At 68.0% G+C, this 23,502-nt stretch carries 23 protein-coding genes; 13 read left to right on the top strand and 10 right to left on the bottom strand.

Features of this window, described 5'->3' with window-relative positions; genetic code table 11:
* Positions 1-53: 53 nt before the first annotated feature.
* Together ASE30_RS10640 and tam are read left to right on the top strand one after the other, a co-directional pair.
* Entirely contained in the window at positions 54-1,040 is a 987-nt protein-coding gene (locus ASE30_RS10640) for a TerC family protein (RefSeq protein WP_057284266.1), read from the top strand.
* Positions 1,041-1,212: 172 nt separating this feature from the next.
* On the top strand, positions 1,213-1,986 hold the full coding sequence (gene tam / locus ASE30_RS10635; RefSeq protein ID WP_057284265.1) for a trans-aconitate 2-methyltransferase: 774 nt from the start codon (positions 1,213-1,215) through the stop codon (positions 1,984-1,986).
* Positions 1,987-2,000: 14 nt separating this feature from the next.
* Here the strand turns inward: tam and ASE30_RS10630 are convergent, their stop codons facing one another.
* Positions 2,001-2,807 (bottom strand): helix-turn-helix domain-containing protein, encoded by an 807-nt coding sequence (locus ASE30_RS10630; RefSeq protein ID WP_057284331.1) that lies wholly within the window; start codon positions 2,805-2,807, stop codon positions 2,001-2,003.
* 155 nt (positions 2,808-2,962) lie between these two features.
* On the opposite strand from ASE30_RS10630, the gene ASE30_RS10625 reads away from it, so the two are divergent.
* Positions 2,963-4,216: an MFS transporter gene (locus ASE30_RS10625; RefSeq protein ID WP_057284264.1), complete on the top strand. Its 1,254-nt coding sequence runs from the start codon at positions 2,963-2,965 to the stop codon at positions 4,214-4,216.
* Here the strand turns inward: ASE30_RS10625 and ASE30_RS10620 are convergent.
* The gene (locus ASE30_RS10620) at positions 4,137-4,469 is read right to left on the bottom strand and encodes a protealysin inhibitor emfourin (protein ID WP_057284263.1); all 333 of its coding nucleotides are present in this window, start codon (positions 4,467-4,469) and stop codon (positions 4,137-4,139) included. The genes ASE30_RS10625 and ASE30_RS10620 overlap by 80 nt on opposite strands.
* Complete coding sequence (locus ASE30_RS10615; protein ID WP_057284262.1) at positions 4,466-5,530, bottom strand: M4 family metallopeptidase; 1,065 nt, start codon at positions 5,528-5,530, stop codon at positions 4,466-4,468. The genes ASE30_RS10620 and ASE30_RS10615 overlap by 4 nt, the downstream gene beginning before the upstream one ends.
* Before the next feature lie 423 nt (positions 5,531-5,953).
* On the opposite strand from ASE30_RS10615, the gene ASE30_RS10610 reads away from it, so the two are divergent.
* Positions 5,954-6,835, top strand: a complete 882-nt coding sequence (locus tag ASE30_RS10610) for a prohibitin family protein (RefSeq protein ID WP_156407612.1) — start codon at positions 5,954-5,956, stop codon at positions 6,833-6,835.
* Here the strand turns inward: ASE30_RS10610 and ASE30_RS10605 are convergent.
* Positions 6,828-8,933, bottom strand: a complete 2,106-nt coding sequence (locus ASE30_RS10605; protein WP_057284260.1) for a PTS sugar transporter subunit IIC/EAL domain-containing protein — start codon at positions 8,931-8,933, stop codon at positions 6,828-6,830. The genes ASE30_RS10610 and ASE30_RS10605 overlap by 8 nt on opposite strands.
* 263 nt (positions 8,934-9,196) lie before the next feature.
* Between ASE30_RS10605 and ASE30_RS10600 the strand changes: the two genes are divergently transcribed.
* From ASE30_RS10600 to ASE30_RS10570, 7 genes are all read left to right on the top strand, one after another.
* Positions 9,197-9,439, top strand: a complete 243-nt coding sequence (locus ASE30_RS10600) for a hypothetical protein (protein ID WP_057284330.1) — start codon at positions 9,197-9,199, stop codon at positions 9,437-9,439.
* A gap of 169 nt (positions 9,440-9,608) precedes the next feature.
* Complete coding sequence (locus ASE30_RS10595) at positions 9,609-10,118, top strand: sigma-70 family RNA polymerase sigma factor (RefSeq protein WP_057284259.1); 510 nt, start codon at positions 9,609-9,611, stop codon at positions 10,116-10,118.
* A gap of 11 nt (positions 10,119-10,129) precedes the next feature.
* On the top strand, positions 10,130-11,131 hold the full coding sequence (locus ASE30_RS10590) for a FecR domain-containing protein (protein WP_057284258.1): 1,002 nt from the start codon (positions 10,130-10,132) through the stop codon (positions 11,129-11,131).
* Positions 11,132-11,260: 129 nt separating this feature from the next.
* Positions 11,261-13,726: a TonB-dependent siderophore receptor gene (locus ASE30_RS10585; RefSeq protein ID WP_082601546.1), complete on the top strand. Its 2,466-nt coding sequence runs from the start codon at positions 11,261-11,263 to the stop codon at positions 13,724-13,726.
* 124 nt (positions 13,727-13,850) lie between these two features.
* On the top strand, positions 13,851-14,372 hold the full coding sequence (locus ASE30_RS10580; protein ID WP_057284257.1) for a sigma-70 family RNA polymerase sigma factor: 522 nt from the start codon (positions 13,851-13,853) through the stop codon (positions 14,370-14,372).
* A complete protein-coding gene (locus tag ASE30_RS10575; protein ID WP_057284256.1) occupies positions 14,369-15,340 on the top strand; it encodes a FecR domain-containing protein in 972 nt (323 codons plus the stop codon). Before ASE30_RS10580 ends, ASE30_RS10575 begins: the two co-directional genes overlap by 4 nt.
* A gap of 98 nt (positions 15,341-15,438) precedes the next feature.
* The gene (locus ASE30_RS10570) at positions 15,439-17,904 is read left to right on the top strand and encodes a TonB-dependent receptor (protein ID WP_057284255.1); all 2,466 of its coding nucleotides are present in this window, start codon (positions 15,439-15,441) and stop codon (positions 17,902-17,904) included.
* Between the two features lie 17 nt (positions 17,905-17,921).
* Here ASE30_RS10570 and ASE30_RS10565 read toward each other — a convergent pair whose 3' ends face one another.
* A complete protein-coding gene (locus ASE30_RS10565; RefSeq protein WP_057284254.1) occupies positions 17,922-18,617 on the bottom strand; it encodes a 2OG-Fe(II) oxygenase in 696 nt (231 codons plus the stop codon).
* A 163-nt stretch (positions 18,618-18,780) separates the two neighbouring features.
* Here ASE30_RS10565 and ASE30_RS10560 point away from each other — a divergent pair, with 163 nt between their 5' ends.
* Complete coding sequence (locus ASE30_RS10560; RefSeq protein WP_057284253.1) at positions 18,781-19,473, top strand: HAD family phosphatase; 693 nt, start codon at positions 18,781-18,783, stop codon at positions 19,471-19,473.
* Between the two features lie 22 nt (positions 19,474-19,495).
* On the opposite strand, the gene ASE30_RS10555 is transcribed toward ASE30_RS10560, so the two are convergent.
* Complete coding sequence (locus tag ASE30_RS10555; RefSeq protein ID WP_057284252.1) at positions 19,496-20,278, bottom strand: SDR family oxidoreductase; 783 nt, start codon at positions 20,276-20,278, stop codon at positions 19,496-19,498.
* A gap of 143 nt (positions 20,279-20,421) precedes the next feature.
* Between ASE30_RS10555 and ASE30_RS10550 the strand changes: the two genes are divergently transcribed.
* Complete coding sequence (locus tag ASE30_RS10550) at positions 20,422-20,940, top strand: MgtC/SapB family protein (RefSeq protein ID WP_057284251.1); 519 nt, start codon at positions 20,422-20,424, stop codon at positions 20,938-20,940.
* Between the two features lie 11 nt (positions 20,941-20,951).
* Here the strand turns inward: ASE30_RS10550 and ASE30_RS10545 are convergent, their stop codons facing one another.
* From ASE30_RS10545 to ASE30_RS10530, 4 genes are all read right to left on the bottom strand, one after another.
* Positions 20,952-21,698: an SDR family oxidoreductase gene (locus tag ASE30_RS10545; protein WP_057284250.1), complete on the bottom strand. Its 747-nt coding sequence runs from the start codon at positions 21,696-21,698 to the stop codon at positions 20,952-20,954.
* Between the two features lie 44 nt (positions 21,699-21,742).
* Complete coding sequence (locus tag ASE30_RS10540) at positions 21,743-22,111, bottom strand: cupin domain-containing protein (protein ID WP_057284249.1); 369 nt, start codon at positions 22,109-22,111, stop codon at positions 21,743-21,745.
* 129 nt (positions 22,112-22,240) lie between these two features.
* Positions 22,241-23,068, bottom strand: a complete 828-nt coding sequence (locus ASE30_RS10535; protein ID WP_057284248.1) for an AraC family transcriptional regulator — start codon at positions 23,066-23,068, stop codon at positions 22,241-22,243.
* A gap of 23 nt (positions 23,069-23,091) precedes the next feature.
* Complete coding sequence (locus ASE30_RS10530) at positions 23,092-23,484, bottom strand: VOC family protein (protein ID WP_057284247.1); 393 nt, start codon at positions 23,482-23,484, stop codon at positions 23,092-23,094.
* Between the last annotated feature and the right edge of the window lie 18 nt (positions 23,485-23,502).

Below are 23,502 nucleotides of genomic sequence, written 5' to 3'. Positions count from 1 at the left end.
TCCATCCGTACCAGATCCGGATCATGGGGGCCTTCGAACCAAGCGGGGCATTCATGGACACTTTGATCACCTTCTTCAACGCCGATTTCCTCGGCACGCCAACCTGGAGCTGGCTGCTGTTCATCGGCATCGTCGTCAGTCTCCTGGTCTTCGACCTGGGCGTGCTGCACAAGGAAGACCGCGAGATCGGCGTGCGTGAAAGCCTGCTGCTGTCGGCCGGCTACATCACCGCGGCGCTGCTGTTCGGCGGCTGGGTCTGGTGGCAACTGGGCGCGGCCAGCGGCATGGCCTATTACACGGGCTTCATGATCGAGAAGTCGCTGTCCATGGACAACGTCTTCGTGATCGCGTTGATCTTCAGCTTCTTTGCGATCCCGCGCCAATACCAGCATCGCGTGCTGTTCTGGGGCATCCTGGGCGTGATCGTCCTGCGCGCCATCATGATCGGCCTGGGCGCCGCGCTGGTCAGCAACTTTGGCTGGCTGCTCTATCTGTTCGGCGCGTTCCTGGTGTTCACGGGCATCAAGATGTGGATGATCGCGGACCAGACCCCGGACATCGCCACCAACCCGATCCTCAAGTTCCTGAAGCGCCACATGCGCGTGACGGAAGGGCTGCGCGGCAACGCCTTCATGGTGACCGAAACCGATCCCGCGACGTCCAAGAAGGTGCGCTTCGCCACGCCGCTGTTGCTGGCGCTGGTGCTGATCGAATTCGTCGACCTGGTGTTCGCGGTGGATTCCGTGCCGGCCATCTTCGCCATCACGACCGATCCGTTCATCGTCTACACCAGCAACATCTTCGCCATCCTGGGCCTGCGTGCGCTGTACTTTGCCCTGGCGGCGATGATCCATCGCTTCCACTATCTGAAGTACGCGTTGGCTCTGGTCCTGGTGTTCATCGGCACGAAGATCTTCCTGGTCGGCTTCATCGGCAAGGTGCCGGCGGCCATTTCGCTGGGCGTGACCTTCAGCCTGATCCTGGGCGGCGTGCTGTTCTCGCTGTGGAAAACCCGCTCGGATGAATTGAAGCCGCAGTAATTCCCCAGGCTTGCAGTGCCTGCCCGCCCGCCGGTTGCCACCGGCGGGCGGGCAAATCATTTCAGCCTGGCCATATTCTTTGAATATGGCGGCGGCAGGAATTATGAATTTGTCATATGAGGGGGCCGGGCGTACAGTCGGCGCTACACCGTCCTCACGCAAGGAACGAATCATGAATAGCTGGTCCGCCAAGCAGTATTCCGCCTTTGAGAATGAGCGCACCCGTCCGGTACGGGATCTGGTCGCCGCCTTGCCGAACCAGGACGTCACGCGCGCGGTGGACCTGGGCTGCGGACCCGGCAACTCCACCGAGGTGCTGGCCAGCCGCTATCCGGATGCCGAGGTCACCGGCATGGACAGCTCGGAAGACATGGTCGAGGCCGCGCGCAAGCGCCTGCCGGGGATGTCGTTCGAACTGGCCGACATCGCCGCGTGGAATCCCCCGCAAACCTACGACGTGATACTGGCCAACGCCGCGCTGCAATGGGTGCCCAACCATGAAACGCTGTACCCGGCGCTGGTGGCCAGGCTGGCGCCCGGCGGCAGCCTGGCGGTGCAGACGCCGGACAACCTGGAAGAGCCCGCGCATCGCCTGGCGCGGCAGGTCGCCGGGGAAGCTCCCTGGGCGGCCAAGACCGGCGATGTCAAGCATCCGCCGCGCCATAGCGCCGCCTGGTATTACGAACTGCTCAAGCCGCATTGCGGCACACTGGATGTGTGGCGCACCACCTACCACCATCCGCTGGCGGGCGCCGCGGCGGTGGTTGAGTGGTTCAAGGGCACGGCGTTGCGGCCCTATCTGGACCGGCTGGATGCGGACGAGCAGACCAGCTTTTTGGCGCGCTACCTGTCGCTGATCGAAGCGGCCTATCCCGCGCTGGCGGACGGCACGGTGCTGCTGCCGTTCCCGAGGCTGTTCATCGTGGCGGGAGCGCGGCGCGGGTAGTCCGCGCGGCAGGGCTAGGGCGCGGGAAGCTGCCCGTCCGCCTTGTCCGCGAAATACCGGGCGGGCGTCTTGCCCAGCGTCTTCTTGAACATGGTGATGAAGGCGCTGACCGACTCATACCCGAGGTCCTCCGCGGTGCGCTGCACGGACACCCCCGCGGACAAGCGCTGCAGCGCCAGGATGAGGTGCAATTGCTGCCGCCAGCGGCCGAAGCTCATGCCGACTTCCTGCTGCACCAGCCGCGCCAGGGTACGCTCGCTCATGGCGACGCGCCTGCCCCACTGCGCCACGGTGCTGCGGTCGGCCGGATCCGCATTGAGCGCGCCGGCGATCGCGCGCAGCCTGGGGTGGTCGGAGATCGGCAGGTGCAGATGCTCGGTGGGCATGTGCGCCAGCTGCTCGAGCAGCACGTCGGCCAGCCTGCGGTTGGCGGCGGTGGCGGTGTCGGCCGGGGACAGGCCGGCCAGATGCACCACCAGTTCGCGCACCAGCGGGGTGATCGCCAGGGTGCAGCAGGCGGTGGGCAGGCGCGGCGCGTCGGCCGGGACGAACAGGAAGCAGACGCGTCCGTTGGCCGTGACGCGATTGCTGTGCGGCACGCCGCCCGGAATCCAGACGCCGCATTGCGGCGGAACCATCCACAGCCCTTGCGGCACCGAGCAGGTCACGCCGCCGCGCAGCGCCAGCACGAGCTGGCCCATGTGGTGGCGATGCGTGGGCGATTCGTTGTCCTGATCGGCGGCATGCACGGGCATGGCGAATGTCCACTGCGCGGCGGAATCGGTATCGAAGGGAGCGGGCGGCGTGTGAGGCGTATGCATGCGGGGGCGCGGAATCGGCGTCGCGGCCGGCGGGTTGGCCGGATTCAAGGATAGTTTGTCATTGTCTCGAAACTCGGTAAAGGCCGGCATGGGTAAGCTTGTCGGCGACAGAATGCGGCTCGCGCGCATTCCCCATTGATCTTGCAGGTCGCCTCATGCCGCACGTTTCTTCGCCTTACCCCTCTCGCAGCCGCCCGGCGCTGCTGATCGCGGGCATCCTGTGCATCGCCATGGCCCTGCGCGCGCCGTTCACCGGCGTGCCGCCGCTGATCGGCATGATCCGCGAACAGCTTGGGCTGTCGTCGACGGCCGCGGGGATGCTGATCACCCTGCCGCTTCTGGCCTTCGCAGTGGTATCGCTGTTCGCGGCGGGGCTGGCCCGCCGTTTTGGGCTGGAACGCACGCTGTTCGCGGCGATGCTGCTGATTGCGGCGGGCATGGTCGTGCGCACGCAAGGCGCCGCCGCGGGTCTGTATGCGGGCACGGCCATCATCGGCGCGGGCATCGCCTTGGGCAATGTGCTGCTGCCCAGCCTGCTCAAGCGCGATTTTCCCCAGCGGGTAGCGGGCCTGACCTCCGCCTATGTGCTGACCATGGGCCTGGCGGCGGGCCTGGCGTCCGCCATCGCGATTCCGCTGGCCAGCCTGCCCGATGGCGGCTGGCGGTTTTCGACGCTGTGCCTGTTGGCGCTGCCCCTGATCAGTCTGTTGCTGTGGCTGCCGCAGCTTGCCAACCATACACCGCCGGCGTCGACCACCGCGCACGCGCCGCATGGCGTGCGCCTGTGGCGTTCCCCGCTGGCCTGGCAGGTCACGCTGTACCTGGGCATCAATTCCTTTGTGTTCTATGTGGGCGTGAGCTGGCTGCCCGCGATCCTGCGCGACGCCGGCTTTACGGCCGAGCGCGCGGGATCGCTGCACGGGCTGATGCAGTTGACGTCCGCGGCGCCCGCCCTGTTTCTGGCGCCCATACTGCGCCGCCTGAAGGACCAGCGCGGTGCGGCCTTCTGCGCGGCGGTGGCTTCCTTCGTTGCGTACGCGGGCCTGATCGCCGCGCCGGCGTGGGGCACGTTATGGATCGTGCTGCTGGGCCTGGGCACCGGCGGAGGGATCATCCTGGGCCTGGCGTTCGTGGGCCTGCGGGCCAGCCACGCGCAGCAGGCCGCGGCGCTGTCCGGCATGGCGCAGTGCGTCGGCTATCTTTTCGCCGCGTCCGGTCCGGCGCTGACGGGCGCGCTGCATGACCGGCTGGGCGGATGGGGCGCGGCGCTTGGCGTGTGCGCCGCGCTGTGCCTGGCGATGGCGGTGGCCGGGCTGTATGCCGGGCGCGCTATCCAGATTGGCCGGCCTGGCTCTTCCACAAGCGGACCAGCGTATCCGGCGCATCCGCCTCGGGCACGTCAAAACTGATCCGCGCCGTGTCCGCGCCTTCGAACACCACCTCGACGTGGAAGTAGCGCTGGTCGCCGCCGGCCGGTGCGCAAGCGGGCACGGCCTTCGGCGCCGCGTGCTGCAGGGCGTCGCAGACCTCTTGCCGCACGCCCGGCGGGCAGGTGGCCAGATCGATGTGGCGGGGCTGCGCCAGGCCGGGAAGATAGGCCAGACCGCCCTCGCGGGTCAGGCTGACGAGCTGGACCAGGTCGAGAGAAGGCAGTTCTATCATGGCAGCACTCCTACGTCCTTCCACGCCTGCTCGACGGCGCGGCGCACGGCAGCATCGTGCTTTGCGCCCGCCACGTCCAGGGTCAGGCTGGCGAAATCCTTGAACTCGGCGTCGTGGCGCAGGCGCTTGTCGCAGAGCGTGTCGTACCAGACGCGCCCCGCGCCATTCCAGGCATTGCCGTCCAGAGCGGTGGCGGCCAGGTAGAAGGCGCGGTTGGGGATGCCCGAGTTGATGTGCACGCCGCCATTGTCCCGTGGCGTGTCGACGTAGGCGCTCATGTGCGCGGGCTGGGGGTCCTTGCCCAGCACGGGGTCGTCGTAGGCGGTGCCCGGCTCGGCCATCGAGCGCAACGCGCGGGCCTTTACCTTGGGCGTGAACAGGCCCTGGCCGACCAGCCAGTCCGCCTGCCGGGCGGTCTGGCCCAGCGAATACTGCTTGACCAGCGCGCCGAAGACGTCGCACAGCGATTCGTTCAGCGCGCCGGACTGGCCTTGGTAAAGCAAGGCGGCCTCGGTGTCGATCACGCCATGCGTCAGTTCGTGGCCGATGATGTCGACCGCGACGGTGAAGCGGTTGAACACCTGGCCGTCGCCATCGCCGAACACCATCTGCGCGCCGTTCCAGAAGGCGTTTTCGTAGTCTTCGCCGTAATGCACGGTGCCGACCAGTGGCAATCCGTGGGCGTCGATGGAATGGCGCTTGTAGACGTTCCAGAACAGTTTGTAGGTCGCGCCCAGATGGGCATAGGCCTCGTCCACCGCGGCGTCGCCGCTTGCGCGCGCGCCCTCGGCGCGCACCAGCTTGCCGGGTAGCGTGGTGCTGTTGGCCGCGTCATGCACGGCGCGTTCCGGCGTCCCCGGCGCGGCGGGCTGCCGGGCCGGCGCGAGCGCGGCGCGAGGCGGCTGGTCCGTGGTCTCGCGCAGGCTGCGTTGCTGCTGATCGATGATCAACGTCTTGACGGCCGGCATGCTGACGCTCGCATCGGCGTGTTGCGCCAGGCGATCCAGCATGTACGGCGGGACCACTCCGATCAGGGGAGCGGACTCGGAAGGACGTGGCATGGTCGGGTCTCCGTCGTGGGCGCCCGGAGCTGGGGCGCGAGGCGCTCCGGCGCGGGGCTGGGCTGGATTACGGTAGCAGATGGGCATGGCCCACGGACGTAACAGGATGCGGCTTGGAGCGAGCCCCGAGCGGCCGGGGAACGCGCCCGTTTTTGCGGCTCGATTCTCCCGGTTTTGGCCGTTGAGACATGTTCAGATACGTCTGAACACATTCCGTTCGCATGAGTCCACGCCGGCCTGATGCGTGCGGGATAGAATCCCGTCCTTCTTTCCCGGGGGGGGACGCTCGATGCGGTATTTCCTGATCTTGGTGGGGGCAGCGGTGGTCGCCTACCTGCTGGCGCGCGGTATCGCGGCTGTGCTCTCGGACCGTAAACGTACAAGAACAGACAGGGAATCGAAGTGAAGCCGACAGACATCCAGATGGTCAAGACGATCGGCGCGGTCAAGCCGCGCAGTCTCAAGGTCGCGATCGGCACGGGAATATTGTTCCTGCTGATCCTGTTCATCGCTTTCGGTTCGTGGTTCCAGGTGGACCAGGGCGAGCGCGGCGTGGTGCTGCGCAACGGCAAGCTGGTGCGCGTGTCCGAGCCGGGCCTGGACTTCAAGACGCCGTTCATCGACAACGTGATGACGGTGTCCGTGCGCGACCACACCTTCGTGTTCGAAAAGCTCGAGGCCTACAGCTATGACCAGCAGCCGGCGACGCTGCGCGTGTCGGTGTCGTACCGTGTGCCGCCGGAGCACGTGGCCGAGCTGTACTCCGAATACGGCACCATCTCCAATCTGCAGATGCGCGTGCTGGAGCGCAAGACGCCGGACGCGGTGAAGAACGTGTTTGGCCAGTACACCGCCGTGCGCGCCATCCAGGAACGCCAGAAGCTGGGCCTGGACGTGAACAACGCGGTGCTGAAAACGATGGAGGGCGCGCCCGTGCAGGTGGTGGGCGTGCAGATCGAGGAAGTGGGCTTCTCGCAAGCGTACGAGCATTCCATCGAGCAGCGCATGCTGGCCCAGGTGCAGATCGAAACCACGCGCCAGCAGAAGGAAACGGCGATGATCAACGCCGAGATCCAGGTGGTCAAGGCCAAGGCCCAGGCCGACGCGCAGCGTCAGCAGTTCACGGCCGAAGCCGACGGCATCCGCATGCGCGGCGAGGCGGAAGCGGCATCCATCCGCGCCAAGGCCGAGGCGCTGGCCGCCAACACCAATCTGGTGAGCCTGAACGCCGTGGAAAAATGGGATGGCGTGCTGCCGTCCACGCAGGTGCCCGGCGCGGCGCTGCCTTTCATCGGCATCAAGTAGCCGCGGCCTGGGATGGGGGCGCCGGCACGGCGGGCATCGCCTGCCGCCGGCGCGCGAAGTCCATCACGTGTTCGCCGGACATGGCCTTGCTGTAGTACCAGCCCTGCACGATGATTTCGGCGCTGGATGCCAGCGCCGAAAGCTGGGCGTCGGTCTCGACGCCTTCGACGATGATCTGCAGATTCAGCGCCTCGCAGAATCGCAGCAGCCCGCTCATCACGAGCGCGCCCCGGTCGTGGCCCTGCGCCTGCACGAAGCTGCGGTCGATCTTGACGGCGTCGATCTGGAATTGATGCAGGTAGCTCAGCGCCGAGTATCCCGTGCCGAAATCGTCGATGTACACCCGCGCACCGATGCCGTGCAGGCGGCCGAAGGCGGTGTGCAATGCCTGGGCGTCCTCGACCAGCGCGTCTTCCGTGAGCTCCACGGAAACCTGCCCCTCTGCCTGTTCCAGCACCTTGATCAGCTTGTCCAGGAAGGTTGCCGACGTCAGCGTGCCGCCGGTGACGTTGATGGTCATGGGCAGGGTGAAACCCTGCGCGCGCCATGCCAGGCATTGCCGCACGGCCTGCCGCGCAACCCAAAGATCCACCTCGCGCATCAGGTCGGCCTGCGCCAGCCAACGCAGGAACTCCAGGGGCGCCTGCTGCGTGCCTTCGGGGCCGGTCGCGCGCAGCAGTGCTTCGCAGCCGGTGCACAGGCCGGTGCGCAACGATACCTGCGGCTGGAATTCCAGATAGAAGTCGTATTCGCTGATGGCGCGGATGCGCGAGATCTCGGCGCTGCGCCGCGCGCGATTGGCATGCGTGGTGACGACGGGGTCGTTCGCGTAGAGCAGCGATTCCTCCTGGAGCCGCGGGAAGGTGGTGTCCAGCGACCGGAAATACACGGTAGCGTCGGCCTTGCGCTGGCGCTCGAGCGCAATCACGCAGGGGGCGTAGAGGCAGGCGCCCAGCATCACCAGCAGCAACTGCAAGACGACCCCGCCCAGGTGCTCGCCGGCGCCCACGTAGGCATTGAACAGCACGGGCGAGGTAAACGGCAGCGCGACGGTGGCCGCCGGCAGCCAACCCCATTGCACGACGGCCAGCGCAACGATGACGTTGGCCACCGGCGCGAGGATGAACGGAACCAGCAGCCGGGGATTCAGAATGAGCGGCAGGCCGAACAGCAGGATTTCGTTCACGTTCAACAGGGATACGGGAACGCTGGCGAGCGCGAGCATGCGTAGCGATTCGCTGCGCGAAAAGACCAGGATGGCCACCGCCAGCGACAGCGTCGCGCCGGATCCGCCGATGAAGACGAAGGCGCCCAGCAGGGTGCTGTTCAGCGCATAGACGCTCTCGTATCCCGCCGCGGCGGTGGTCGCGTTGAGCCGGGTCGCCTGGTCCAGGACGTCCATGATGGGCGCCATGGCGTGAAAACCGTGGATGCCGAAGAACCACAGCAGGGAGTTCACCGCGGCGATCGCGGCGCCGGCGGTGTAGGGACTGTCCAGCGAGGCCACGCTCAGCGGGATGTCGAATTGCGCCACGGCCGGGATGCGCAGGGCGGCGGACAGCAGCGCCATGACCAGGCAGGCCGTCAGCAGCCCCGGCACCACCATGTTGAGAGTGTCGCGGACGTTTTCGCTGATCAGCCCGTCGGGCGCCAGCCGCGTCCAGCGGCGGCGGTGCAGCCATGCCATCAGCGGCACGGTCGCCAGCGGCGAGACGATGGCGATGAAGAGCATCAGGGTGGAGGACGCGCGCGGATAGGGCGCAAGCAGGGCTTCGGCGATGACCACGTACGACAGGCAGAGCAGGGCAGTGGGCAGGTGCGCGAGGCGGTGGCGGATCGAGAGCATGTAGCCGATGGACGCGCCGGCCAGCAGCGGCATGACGGCGGACAGCCTGCGGTACACGCTGGCCAGAAAATCCGAGATGCCTTCGGACAGCCCCAGTTGCCGGGCGCAGACCGACAGGATGAGGAACAGGGCCGAGACCAGCAGGCAAGGCATGGTCCAGAGCAGGCCCTCGCGGATGGCGCGCAGGGCATTGGCGCTGGCCAGGGCGGCCAGCCGATCTTTTGGATATCGCGGGAAGACCGCTTTCGGCATGACCGTTGCTCCCCCGGGTTACCTGAGCGTTACGCTCCGCCGCCGGGTGTTGTAAGAATCCGTTGCCGCATCCTAGCGCCTGTATTCATGCTTTAGCAATCGGATTGCCGGGGGCTCCTAGGGATTCCCCTCTGTCAAGAATCGAAAAATCGGACTGGTCGTGCCGGGACAACCGCGGCAGGACGCTATACGATCAGTTGTAAATGCGTCCGTTGGCGGACGGCACGCTGTTACGCATAAGCTTCACCAAGAAGGAGACATGCATGTCTCAGTTGGATTGGACGCCGGGCGATACCGCGCCGGATCGTCAGGGCTATTACGAAACGCGGCTCGACACGGGCTACACCGCGATTTCGCTATACAGCGTATTGGGCTGGATGCCGGTAAAGACGCCGGGCAACATGGTGAGCTGGCGCGCGTTGCCGCCCGCCATCGAAAAGGAAGAAGCCGAGCGGCACCTGCAGGAAATCAGGGCCGCGCAAAGCCATGTCCCGATGGACTATTGACGGCTCTGGCTGAAAAGACCCACCGCATGCCCCACCTGGAGGGCGGGCCGCTGCCGCGTGCCGGCGCATGGCGCCGGCCGGCTTCTTGCAAAGACAAAAACCGCAACTATAATTGCGAATCATTTTCATTTTGTCTTGTACTCTGGCGGCGACGCCGGGCCGGACCGCCATGCCATCCTCTTCATTCGCCCCTCGCGCAGAGGTGCAATCCGTCTATCTGGCCCATCACCAATGGCTGCGAGGCGTGCTGCAGCGCAAGCTGGGCAATGCGTCCGACGCGGCGGACCTGGCGCACGACACGTTCGAGCGGCTGATCCGGGCGAACGTGCGTGAACCGTTGCACGAGCCCCGCGCCTACCTGCGCACCATCGCCACGCGCCTGCTGATCGGGCGGGCGCGGCGCGCGGCGCTGGAAGCCGCGTATGCCGAGACGCTGGCGTTGCAGCCGACCGCCGTCGAGCCTTCCGTAGAAGCCCGCGCCCTGATCATCGAGGCGTTGGAGCAGGTCTGCGAACTGCTGGACGCCTTGCCGATGAGCAGCCGCCGGATCTTTCTGATGGCGCAGATAGACGGCCTGTCCTATGCCGAGATCGGCGAGCAACTGGGCCTGACGCCCAATGCCGTGCAGAAGTCGCTGGCGCGTGCCCTGGTGCATTGCTACACCGCCGTCTACGGTTGAGCCGGAGGATCATGGACAGCGCCAAACTGCTGCGCCCGCACGCGCCCGAAGCGGGCGCCCTCGATCCCAAGGTGATCCGGCAGGCCGCGGACTGGTGGACGCGGCTGCGCGAAAACGCCAGCCCCGTCGACCGCGAGCGTTTCGACCGCTGGCTGCGGGAGCAGCCCGCGCACGAACTCGCCTGGCAGCGGATCGGCGCACTGACGCGCGACGTCACGGCGGGCGTGGCGCAGGCGGGGCCGGCGGTGGCATCGCGCACCTTGCTGCAGGCGCCCCTGATCCAGTCGCGGCGCACCGCGATCCGCCTGATGGCGGCGGCGGTCGGCCTGGGGCTGGGCGCCTGGGCGGTGGGCGAGCGCGACACGATCCGGCGGCTGTCCGCCGATCTGCGCACGGGCACCGGCGAGCGCCGGACGCTGACGCTGCCCGATGGCACGCAGGTGGAATTGAACGCCGGCAGCGCGGTGGACCTGCGCTACACCGCGAGCCAGCGCGAGGTGGTGTTGCTGCAAGGCGAGATCCTGATCGCGACAGCCCGTGACCCCGCGGGACGGCCGTTCTCGGTACGCACTCGCGGCGGGGTGCTGACGCCGGTGGGCACGCGCTTTCTCGTGCGCGACCTGGAGGCGGGCCGCATGCGCGTGGCGGTGCTGGAAGGGGCGGTGGACGTGCGGGGCCTGGCGCCGGACGATCCGCCACGGCGCGTGCGGGCCGGCCAGCAGGCCGAGTTTTCCGCCGCCGGCCGCTTCGCGGCGGGGCCGCTGGAGCCGGGCGTGTCCGCCTGGCTGGACGGCATGCTGATCGCCAATGAAATGCCGTTGTCGGACTTTCTGGCCGAACTGGGACGCTACCGTCCCGGCCTGCTGAATTGTTCCGGCGCGGCGGCCGGCCTGCGCGTGGTGGGCGCGTTTCCGGTAGCCGACACCGACAAGGTGCTGGCCATGCTGCAGGAGATCCTGCCTGTGCGGGTGCGCCGCTACACCCGCTACTGGGTGACCGTGGGACTGGCCTGATCCCCGCGAGAGGCTTGCCGCCGGCCTTTTTGTAACAGCAACGGCGGATATCCCGATCTCGCGCTTCATGTAAGGAAAGCAGCCCGGCTTCGAGGCTGCGCCGATCCTTCTTGAGCCACGGAACCAGTCATGTCTTCTCGTCCTGTCCGCGCCGCGCGTACCGCGCTGCTTGCCCGCCTACCCCTGCAGCGCACGGCGCTGAGCGCGGCCCTGCGCCATGCCATCCCCGCCGTCATGGCCGTGGCCTTGTGGCCCGCGGCGGTGCATGCCCAGGCGCAGGCGCCGAGCGCCGTCGCCTTCAACATTCCCGCCGGCCCGCTGGGCGCGGCGCTGGGGGCGTTTGGCGTGCAGGCGGGCGTCATGGTGGCGTCCGATCCCGCGCTGACGGCGGGCGCCACGACCGAGGGCGTGGCGGGCACCTATCCCGTCGGCGCGGCGCTCGACCGCCTGCTCGCGGGCACGGGCCTTCAAGCGGTGGCGCGCGCGGAGGGCGGATACCGCCTGCGGCTAGCCGCGCCGGCCCAGGCCACGACGCTGGCGCCGGTCACGGTGACGGGCACCTACAACACCACGACGGAAGGAACGGGTTCGTATACCTCGGCCGCGGTCACCATCGGCAAGACGCCGCAGGCGCTGAAGGACATCCCGCAATCCATCACGGTGCTGACACGGCAGCGCATGGACGACCAGGACATGACCAGTCTGCCGGACGCAGTCAACAACACCGCCGGCATGGTGGGCGTGCAGGGCGTAGGGGCGGGGGTGGCGATCAACTCGCGCGGCTTCCCGGTGGATCTGCTGCAATACGACGGCGTGTCCTTGCTGCGCAACAGCTACAGCCTGGGCAACTGGGAACAGGATTCGCTGGTCTTCTACGATCGCGTGGAAATCCTGCGCGGCGCGGCGGGCCTCCTGCAAGGCGCGGGCAGCCCGGGCGGCGCGATCAACCTGGTGCGCAAGCGGGGCGGGGCCGAACCGTCGGTGGTGGTGACCGGCAAGGTCGGCTCCTGGGACCACTATGGCCTGACGCTGGACGCGGGCGGTCCCCTGAACGAAGCGGGCACGCTGCGCGGCCGCGTGGTGCTGGATGAGGACCGGAGCCATTCGTTCATCGACTCCGTGTGGGACAACACCCGCAACCTGTACGCGGCGCTGGACTTCGACATCACCGAGAAGACCACGGTGGGCCTGGGCGTCAGCAACCGCTACAGCCGGTCGCGGCCGATGTTCGTGGGCTATCCGCGCTTTGAAGACGGCGGCGACATCGACCTGCCGCGCTCGACCTTCACCGGCTCTACGTGGAACCGCGCGAAGAACGACCAGACCATTCTGAACGCGGACGTGACGCATCGCTTCAACGAGGCCTGGCGCTTCAGGCTGGCCGGCGTCGCCATGAACGAAGACAACACGACCGTGCACCAGCGCGTCACGGGGCCGGTGCAGCGGGACGGCAGCGGGCTGTCGTACGGCAACTTCGGCGTGGACTTCAAGAGCAAGCAGCGCGGGGTGGACATGTCGGTGGCCGGCAACTTCACCGGCTGGGGCATGGAGCAGGAAGTGGTGGTGGGCGCCAACTATTCCAAGCTGACCACCAACGACCGGTTCACGCGGGCCTGGGAAGACGGCGGCAATATCTACGATATCGACCATCATCGCCCGTGGCAGGACATCGACTCCATCGCCGAGGCCAGCGGCTACGATGCGCGCAGCGCCTATGACATCCGGCAGAAGGGCATCTACGGCACGTGGCGCGTCAAGCCCACCGAATCCTTGGCGCTCATCGGCGGCGGCCGGCTCGGCTGGTTCGACTACAGCTACAGCGGCGATGGCAGCACCACGACCGCCACCACGACGGGCCGCTTCATCCCCTACGCCGGCATCGTGTACTCGCTGACCGACAACTGGTCGGTCTACACCAGCTACACCACGGTGTTCGAACCGCAGACCGAACGCACCGTATCGGGCAGCCTGCTCAAGCCCATCGAGGGCAACAATTACGAGGTCGGCATCAAGGGCGAACTGGCCGACGGCCGCGTCAACACGTCGCTCGCGGTGTTCCGCTACGACCACAAGAACCGCGCCGTCAACGACTACGACTCGGGGTTTGCATGCGGCGGCTGGTATTGCTCGCGCGCGGCCGGCGAGGTGCGCAGCCAGGGCGTGGAAGCCGAGATTTCCGGCGAGGTGGTCAAGGGCCTGGAGCTGTATGCCGGCTACACCTACAACACCACCAAATTCCTGCAGGATCCGGACAACCAGGGGGCGGTCTTCAACACCTGGACGCCCAAGCACATGCTGCGCGTGTGGGCCAACTACAAGCTGCCGGGCGCCTGGAACCGCCTGAGCGTGGGCGCCGGCGTCAATGCGCAGACGCAGACCATCAGTTCGGACCGCGAGTTCACGCTGGCGGGCTTCACGATCTGGAACGCGCGCGTGGGCTATCAGGCCACGCCGGAACTGAGCTTCGCGCTGAACGTGAGCAACGTGTTCGACAAGAAGTACTACGTGCCGTCCTACAACACGCTGTCCAGCAACAACTACTACGGCGAACCGCGCAACGTGATGCTGACCCTGCGCTACGCGCCCAAGCTGTAGGGGCGCATTTTCAGAGGCAGGCGAGCAGGCGGCGGGGCGCCTGCGGGCCGGTCATGCGGACGGCGGGGCGGGGATCATATAAAATAAAAACAATTCCCATTTACAACACCGTTAGAGGTGCGCCCTGCCTCCGCCCGACTCCCCGCCGATCGACACCGTCACCCGGCTCTATCGTGACCACCATGGCTGGCTGTCGGTATGGCTGCGCAGGAAGCTGGGCAATTCCTTCGATGCCGCGGACCTGGCCCACGACACCTTTGTGCGGCTGATGTCCGGCCGGCGCAGGGAGGCGCCCGGCGCCGAGCCGCGCGCGCTGCTGACGCATATCGCCAAGGGCCTGGTGGTTGACCATTGGCGGCGCCGCGCGCTGGAAGATGCGTACGCGGAGGTCCTGGCGCAGTTGCCCGCGCCCGAGGCGCCCTCGCCGGAAGCCCGGGCGCTGATTCTTGAAACGCTCCATGCCATCGATGCCGCCTTGCGGTCCTTGCCCGCCAGAACCCGCGAGATCTTCCTGCTGTCGCAGTTCGACGGCATGGGCTATGCGGAGATCGCGCAAGACCGGCGCGTGTCGCTGTCGACCGTCAAGCGCCATATGCAGACGGCATTGACCGCCTGCCTGATCGCCTACCAGGCCGATGCTCCATGAGCGCCGCCATCGATCCCGCCATCCTGAAGGAAGCGGCCGGCTGGGTGGTCCGATTCCAGTCCGAGACGCTGTCGGCAGCGGATCGCGCGGCATTCGACCGCTGGCGCGGACGCAGCGCCGCGCACGCCGCCGCCTGGTTGCGGGCAGAGGACATGCTGCGCGGATTTGGGCAGGTGCCCCCGCGGATCGGCCGCGACATCCTGCGCCGGGCGGACCGCCCCGGCCGCCGGCAGGCGCTGCGCGCGCTTGCCGGGCTGCTGGTGCTGGGGCCCGCCGCCTGGATGGGCGGGCGCGCGCTGCCATGGCGGGAATGGAGCGCCGACCTGCGCACGGCAACGGGGGAACAGCGCCGCATGGCGCTGGCCGACGGCACGCAACTGGTGCTGAACACGGCCAGCGCCGTCGATATCGACTACACCGCCCAGCGGCGCGTGGTGTGGCTGCGGGCCGGTGAAATCCTGCTGACGACGGGCCGCGATCCCGCGCCTGTCCATCGGCCCTTCATCGTGCAGACCGGGCAGGGCTCGATACGCGCGCTGGGCACGCGCTTCATGGTGCGCGACGAAGGCGGCAGCGTGCGCGTCGCGGTGTTCGAGGGCGCAGTCGAGATCCAGCCGATGGCGGCGGGCTCCGTGGCGGTGGTGCTGCAAGCCTGGCAGCAGACCGTCTTCAACGCGCGGCAGGTCGAGCCCGCGGCGGCGGCCGATGCGTCGTCGGCGTCCTGGTCGGACGGAATGCTGGCCGCCCGGAACTGGCGGCTGGCCGATCTGGTGGACGAGCTGGGCAGGTACCGGCGCGGCGTGCTGCGATGCGATCCCGCCGTGGCCGGGCTGCGGGTGTCGGGCGCCTTCCCGTTGAACGACATCGACGCCAGCCTGCGCCTGCTGGAGAAGACCCTGCCGGTCAGGGTAAGCCGGGTGACGCCGTTCTGGACCACCGTGGCCCCGCGCGCCGACGTTACAAATTAATCGGCGATAGGCCGACACTTTTTTCCGCTTCGTCCGGTGTGCCGGGTGAACCGTCGCGACATGCGAGCGTCACCCAGACCCCAACGAAGGATCGTTTCATGGTTTCCCGAAATTTCCGTTTGCTGCGTCCGTCCCGTGGAAGAGCCGCGTTGCTGCCGATGGCGGCGATGATCCGCGCCGCCGCCATGGGGATACCGCTGCTGGCCGTTGCGGCGGCGCCGACGCAGGCGGCGGCCGCCGACGTGGCCGCGAGCGCGGCGCGCAAGTCCTACGCCATCGCGGGCGGCCCGCTGGGCGACGTGCTGGCCCAGTTTGCCGCCGCCGCCGGCGTGCCGCTGTCGTTCGACCCGGCCATGGTGGCGGGCCGCCACAGCGACGGGCTGGACGGGGCCTACACAGTGCGCGAAGGCTTTGCCCGCCTGCTGGCCGGTTCGGGTTATGCCCTGTCGGAGCAGGGCGGCGGCGCGTATTCGCTGCGCAAGCTGCCGTCTGCCACGGGCGATTCCGCGACCGTGCTGCCGGCGGTCACGGTGGACGGCGCGGGCGTGTCCCCGTCCGCCCTGCCGCCCGTGTTCGCGGGCGGCCAGGTCGCCCGCGGCGCGCGCCTGGGGCTGCTGGGCAACCGCGACGTGATGGATACGCCGTTCAACGTCACGAGCTACACGTCCGAGCTGCTGGAGAACCGCCAGGCGGTGACCCTGGCCGACGCGCTGAATGCCGAACCCTCGGTGCGCTTCACCGGCCAGATCGGCGGCGTGACCGATTCGTTCTACATCCGCGGCTTTCCCATCGGCGAAGGCAACCTGGGCGAGATCGCCTTCGACGGCGTTTATGGCGTGGCGCCCAATTACCACGTGTTCACCGACTACATCGAACGGGTCGAAGTGCTGAAAGGGCCGGCCGCGCTGCTCTACGGCATGTCGCCTAACAGCGGCGTGGGCGGGGTCATCAACATGGTGCCCAAGCGGTCGCTGCCCGAAGACCTGACCCGCCTGTCGGCGGACTATGTGGGCGACTCGCAGTTCGGCGGCCGGGTGGATCTGAGCCGGCGCTTCGGCAACGAAGGCGAATGGGGCGTGCGGGTCAACGGCATGCACCGGCAGGGCGATACGCCGCTGGACAACATGACCTCGCGCACGGATATCGGCGCCTTGTCGCTGGATTACCAGGGCGAACGGCTGCGCGCGTCGCTGGACCTGCTGACCCAGCACGAGAAGATCGACGCGCCGACGCGGCCGTTCCTGGTGGCGGCGGGCATAGACGTGCCCCGCGCCGCGGACGGCCGGCGCAACGCCACGCAGCCCTGGGGTTGGTGGAAGTCCGACGGGCAGTCGGCCCTGCTGCGCGTGGAGTACGACATCAGCGATCGCCTGACAGTGTTCGCCGATGCGGGCGGGTCCGACACTACGGTCTCGCGCCTGTCGGACCAGACGCCCACCATCGTCAACGAGGCCGGCGACACGCTCGTGACGCCTAACAATTTCAGGTTCGAGGTCAATCGCAGCACCTATAACGCAGGGCTGCGCGCCAAGCTGGACACGGGCCCGGTGCGCCATGCCGTGAGCTTCATGGGCAGCCTCTACAGCGACCGCAATCTGCAGGCCAGCGTATCGGGCACGCCGCTGACGTCAAATATCTATCGGCCGGTCACGCGTCCGGAACAGCATATCCCGGCGCCCGCCAACGTGCCCAAGGTGTCGTCGTCCGACCTCTCCGGGCTGGCGCTGGCCGACACGTTGAGCATCCTGGACGAACGCGCGCAGCTTACGCTGGGCCTGCGCCATCAGCGCATCGAGTCGCGCAACTTCAATGGCGCGACGGGCGTGCGCACCGTCAGCTACGACGAAAGCGCGACCACGCCGCTGGCGGGCCTGGTGATCAAGCCCTGGAGCAATGTTTCCTTCTACGCCAACTACATCGAAGGCCTGAGCAAGGGCGATGTGGCGCCGGCCACCGCGTCCAACGCGGGCGAGGTGTTCAAGCCCTACAAGGCCCGGCAGAAGGAAGTGGGCGTGAAGGTGGAGCTGGACAGCGCCATGGTGACGCTGAGCGCGTTCGAGATCACCAAGCCCAGCGGCCAGCTCACCAACGGCGTGTACGGCGCCGACAGCGAACAGCGCAATCGCGGGCTGGAACTGAACGTGTCCGGTGAGCCGCTGCGCGGCCTGCGCCTGCTGGGCGGCGTGACCTTCCTGGACGCCGAACTGACGCGCACCAACAGCCGCGCCACGCTGGGCAACCAGCCGGTGGGCGTGCCCAAGGTGTCGGTCAACCTGGGCGCCGAGTGGGACACGCCCTGGGTGGCGGGGCTGACGCTGACGGGCGCGATGATCCATACCGGCAGCGAATACATCAACCAGGCCAACACGCAGTCCGTGCCGTCGTGGACCACCTTCGACCTGGGCGCGCGCTACGCCGTGAGAGTCCAGGGCAAGGACGTCATGCTGCGCGCGAATGTGGTCAACGTATTCAACCGCGCCTACTGGTCGGGTGTGGCGTCTTACGGCACGATCTCGCAAGGCGTGCCGCGCACGCTGATGCTGTCGGCGTCGATGGACTTCTGAGTCCGCGGGCGCGGCTGCTACGGCGCCTCGTGCAGCATCAGTTCCAGTTCGAAGCGTTCGCCGCCGCGCACCCGGCTGATCGCCTGGCGGGCGGTGACGCGGTAGATGCCTTGGGCGCCCTGGACGGGACGGTGCGACACGGCGATCACCGCCGCGTCGCCCATTTGCAGGGGCAGGACCATCGGGCGCGACTGCATGCGCGGGCGCTGCTCGGTCATCACGATTTCGCCGCCCGTGTAGTCCCGGCCAGGTTCCGAGAGCAGGGCGATCAGCCGCAGCGGAAAGACGCATGCGCCCTCGGCATGCTGCAACAGGGGCTGGTAGCCGTCCACGCCCAGGCGCTGGATAGCGGACAGGCTGCGCAGTTGCCCGGCCAGGCGGTTCTGTTGCGTGTACGCCGCCAGTTCGTCGGGATAGGAGGTGTCCTGGCCAAGCGCCGACGCCCAGGCGCGGGCGTGCGGAAGCAGGCGGCGGTACAGGCCGGCGCGCAGCGTCGGCAGCGGCGGGGGCAGGGGATCGGGCAGCGGATACCGGGCGCCGTGGCCCGCCGGGGCGGGAACGGGCCGGCCGGCGTGGACGGCTGCCCGCGCCAGGTTGCGCGCGTCGTCGGGCGCGAAGAGCGCGGGGAGCAGCGCCCAGCCCTGCGCGTCCAGCTCTTGGGCGATGCGCAGCCAGTCGTAGTTGTCCAGCGGCTGGAAGGATAGGGACGGCATGATCGTTACCCGGTGGCGAACGAAGGAGGATGGGCGCACAGCCTAGCCGCCGCGGCGGCTCCTGGCACTCCGCCGCTTGCTGTCGGGCCGCCGCGCAGGGCGGGCGGCGGTGGGGCTTGAAGTATGCTTACCCGCTTCATGGACCTTTCCGGTGCTGCCCGCAATGACTGATTTTCCCTTTGACGCCGTGCTTTTCGATTGCGACGGCGTCCTGGTCGACTCCGAACCCATCACCAGCCGAGTGCTGACCGAGATGCTCAACGAACTGGGTTGGGGCATCACGCATGCGGAGACGATGGATATTTTTACCGGAAAGGCGGTCAAGGACGAACTGCCGCTGATCCAGGCGCGCACCGGCGCCACGATCACGCCGGATTGGTTCGACCAGTTCCGCCAGCGCCGCAACGAGGCGCTGGACCGCGATCTGCGAGAGATCCCAGGCGCGCCCGATGCCGTGCGCGCGCTGCACGCCTCGCTGGACGGCCGCATCGCCGTGGCGTCGGGCGCCGACCGGCGCAAGGTGGAACTGCAACTGACCAAGGTGGGCATCGCGGACTGCTTCGACGGACGCGTCTTCAGCGGCCACGAAATGCCGCGCAGCAAGCCGTTCCCGGATGTCTACCTGGCCGCCGCGAAGGCGCTCGGCGTGGACCCGAAGCGTTGCGCCATCGTCGAAGACACGGTGACCGGTGCGACGGCGGGCGTGGCCGCGGGCGCCACGGTGTTCGGCTACAGCCCGGATGCCAACGGCCACAGCGGCGCGCAGGCGCTGCGCAGCGTGGGCGTGTCCCAGGTGTTCACCGACATGCGGCAACTGCCATCGCTGCTGGCGGACTGGCGGCCGGCCGCCAGCTAAGGCCCGCCAGCCACGGCAAGCCTCAGCGCCCGTGGCTGGCGTATTGTTCGCCGCCGTCCAGGTCGATCACGGTGCCGCTCAGGTAGCCCGCGCGCGGGGATGCGCCGAACACGACCATGCTGGCGACCTCCTCGGGTTCCATCAGCCGCCCGAAGGGCAGGTCGGACAGCGTTTCCTGCCAGCGCGATTCGTCGCCCCAGCGGGCCTGGGCGCGCTGCCGCGCCAGCGTCAGCACGCGGTCCGTGCGGGTGCGCGAAGGGTTGACGCCGAAGACCCGGACGCCGTTGCGCGGCGATTCCCCGCCCAATGCGCGGGTGAAGGCGATGAGCGAGGCATTGGCCGCCGCCCCGCAGATGTAGTCCGCGCGCGGCGCCGACCCCGCCATGCCGATGATGTTGGCGATGACGCCCGTGCCTGCCTCGCGCATCTTCGGGTAGTAGTGGCGCGCCAGGCTGATGTAGCCGTGCACCTTCAATTCCCAGCCCGCGCGCCAGCGCTCGTCCTGCACCTGATCCAGCGCGCCGCCCGGCACCGCGCCGGCGTTGTTCACCAGGATGTCGATGGGGCCGGCTTCCTTGCAGAGGCGTTCCGCCGCGCCGGCCTGCGCCAGGTCCAGCGTCACGGCGCTGGCCTGTCTGCCGGTCTGCTCGCGGATCGCCGTCGTGGCCGCGTGCAAAGCGGCATCGTCGCGCGCCACCAGTACCGGGTCCGCGCCTTCGCGCGCGAAGGCCACCGCGCACGCCAGGCCTATGCCCTTCGAAGCGCCCGTGATGAGCACGCGTTTACCCGCCAATTGCAAGTCCATGTAGCGCTCCTGTCGATGCGCGCCCGCAGGCGCGGGCTTTCACAGGTTGTAAACCAGATGGACGATTATGTGGGGCGATTCTTTTTTTGGCGTCCGCGCACCGCCTGCTATGCTGGCTGCACCTCGGCCTTCAGGAAGCGGCGATGTCGGAAATCTGGCTCGAAATCTGGTCCACGGCGCGTAGCGAATTCGCCGACATCCCCGATGTCGGGGAGTTGACGCGCATCGTGCTGCGCTTGGGAATGGCCGTCATCCTGGGCGGTCTGCTGGGGTATGAACGCGAACGCAGCGGCAAGGCGGCCGGCCTGCGCACCCATATGCTGGTGGCGCTGGGCGCGGCCATCTTCGTGCTGGTTCCGCTGCAGGGCGGCATGCAGGTCGGCGACCTGAGCCGCGTGTTGCAGGGGGTGATCGCCGGCATCGGCTTTCTGGGCGCCGGCGCCATCATCAAACTCAGCGACGAACGCGAGATCCACGGGCTGACGACCTCGGCCAGCATCTGGATGACGGCAGCCATCGGCGTGGCCGCCGGCATGGGGCGCGAGGCCACCGCCGTGGTCAGCACGCTGATGGCGCTGTTCGTGCTGGCCGTGCTGCGCAGCGTCGAAGCGAAGATATCGTCCAAACAGGAAAAGCGCGTGATCTCATCCGACGAAAAATAGCCGGACCGGGCTTAGCTGCCGCCCGAGACCTCGATGAACGAACCGCTGGTGTAGCCGGCTTCTTCCGAGAACAGCCACATCACGGCGCCGGCGACTTCCTCCACGGTGCCGCCTCGGCGCAGCGGGATCGCGCTTTTCAGCCGGTCGACGCGGCCGGGTTCGCCGCCGCTGGCGTGCATGTCGGTGTAGATCGTGCCGGGGCGCACGCCGTTGACGCGGATGCCCTCGGGCGCGACTTCCTTGGACAGACCGATGGTCAGCGTGTCCAGCGCGCCCTTGGAGGCCGCGTAGTCGACGTATTCATTGGGCGAACCCAGCCGGGCGGCGGCGGATGACACGTTGACGATGGCGCCGCCCTGGCCGCCATGGCGCGGGGCCATCCGGCGCACCGCTTCGCGCGCGCACAAAAAGGCGCCCACGACATTGGTGGACAGCACGCGCAGCAGCCGCTCGGCGTTCATGTCTTCCACGCGCATCTGCTTTTCCAGAATGCCTGCGTTATTGACCAGCGCGTCGATGCGGCCCAGGCGTTCGTCCAGCGTGCGGAACATCCGCAAGACCTGGTCTTCCTGGGAAACGTCGGCCTGGATGGCAATGGCGCTGCCGCCGCCGCGCTCGATTTCCGCCACGACCGCCTGGGCGGCGTCGGCCCGGGCGTGATAGTTGATGCCCACCGCGTATCCGCGGCGGGCGGCCAGCTTGGCGACGGCGGCGCCGATGCCGCGGCTGCCGCCCGTGATCAACATGACTTTCGACATGGTTTCCTCCTGGTGGGATTTCACATTAGCAGAAAGGGGCGGGCTCAGATCCAGACGTCGTTGGGCGCGCGGCGTTCGCCGCCCTGGTCGCCGGTGTTCGCCACGCCGCGCGGCTCGATCAGCATCAGGTGGACCTCTTCGGGCGCACAGGGCTTGTGCTCCACGCCCTTCGGGATCACCGTCATTTCTCCGGGCCCCAGGTCGATGTGGCCGTCGCGAAGTTCGATGCGCAGGCGGCCCTGGATGACGATGAAGGTCTCGTCCGTGTCGGGGTGCGCGTGCCAGAGGAACTCGCCTTTCAGCTTGGCCAGCTTGAACTGGTAGTCGTTCATCTCGGCGACGACCTTGGGCATCCAGTGTTCGTGGATCAAGGCCAGCTTGGCGGCAAGATTGATGGATGGGGTGGCGGGCATGGCGGCACCTGCGGAAACGATGGAGCACCTACGATACGCGGCCCGCGCGCGGGCGTCTTGTACGATCGAGCAGCTTTTCTCCGGGGGCGGCGCGCCAGCCTGGCGGCTGGCGCCGGGCGGTGAACCGGTTCAGTCCTGCGTGGAAGCTGGCACTTGCAGCATCCGCCGCCAGCGGTGGGGCGTCATGCCGTAGGTCTGGACGTGGCGCCGCGTCAGGTGGCTTTGATCGGTAAAGCCCGCCTCGGCCGCGGCGTGCGCCAGGGGACTGCCGGTGGCGATCAGGCGCCGGGCCTGGTCCAGGCGGCGCAGCATCGCATAGCGATAGGGACTGGTGCCGAACAGCGCGCGGAAATCGCGCGACAGGCTCCAGCGGTCGGTGCCCGCCGCGCGCGCCAGTTCGTCCAGCGTGATCACCTGGCCGAGCGATGCATGGATGTAGTGCCGGGCGCGCTCCGCGGCGGCGTAGTCGGGGGATCGGCGGCCCCGCTGGCCGCCGGCGGCGGCGCAGAGCGCGTGGGCCAGTTCATACAGGGCGTCGTCTTCCTGCAGGGGATCGACGGGGCGCGCGGTGCTCTGCAACAGCGCGTCGCTGGCGGCGAACAGCCTGGGGTCCGCCGAGATCCCGTCGCGGATGAACGGGAGCGGGCGTCCGCCCAGGATCTGCTGGATGAGGGCCGGGTCCACATAGATCATGCGGTAGCGGAAGCCCGCCTCGGTGCCCGCCTGGCCGTCGTGCGCTTCGTCGGGATGCAGCACGATGGTGCCGCCGGGCAGGCTGTGCCGAAAGCCGCGACGGTAATGGAAGCTCTGTACGCCCGACAGGGTGCGCCCGATCGCGTAGGTGTCATGCCGGTGCATGTCGTAGCCGCGGCCGCTGAAGTAGGCCTCGATGCGCTCTACATGGCCGGAAGGCGCGGCGCGCCTGATCCAGTCCTGCAGCGGCTTGGTCGCGGTCATGGTGGCGTCTGCGACCGGGGCCGCTACGCCGGGGTCTTCACCTGGACCAGCACGAACTCGTTGCCGTACAGGTCGATGAAGTGGGCATAGACAGTGGTGTCGTCCTGCACGGGCTCCTTGGTGAAGCGCACGCCCTTGGCGACGAAGTGGCCGTGGTCGCGCAGCACGTCGTCGGTGTAGAACACGCCCACCGGCTGGCCGCCGGTCTGGTCGCCGACCCGGTCGCGCTGCGCCTGCGTCAGGGCCTGCAGCAGCCATACGCCGACCGAGGGTTGCTCGGGCAAGCGCAGGTGGACGTACCGCTGCTGGCCAACGGGCATGTCGACAGACATCTCCATGCCCAGCTTGTCCTGGTAGAAGGAAATGGCGGTGTCGTAGTCGTTCACGAGAAGGACGAGACGGCCCAGCGAATGCATGTCAGGACTCTCTTTTAG

The sequence above is a fragment of the Achromobacter sp. Root83 genome, from assembly GCF_001428845.1.
In the GTDB taxonomy this organism is placed as follows: Bacteria; Pseudomonadota; Gammaproteobacteria; order Burkholderiales; family Burkholderiaceae_B; genus Achromobacter.
Note: the sequence above shows the minus strand (reverse complement) of the source record. Positions and strands in the feature narration are given on the sequence as shown.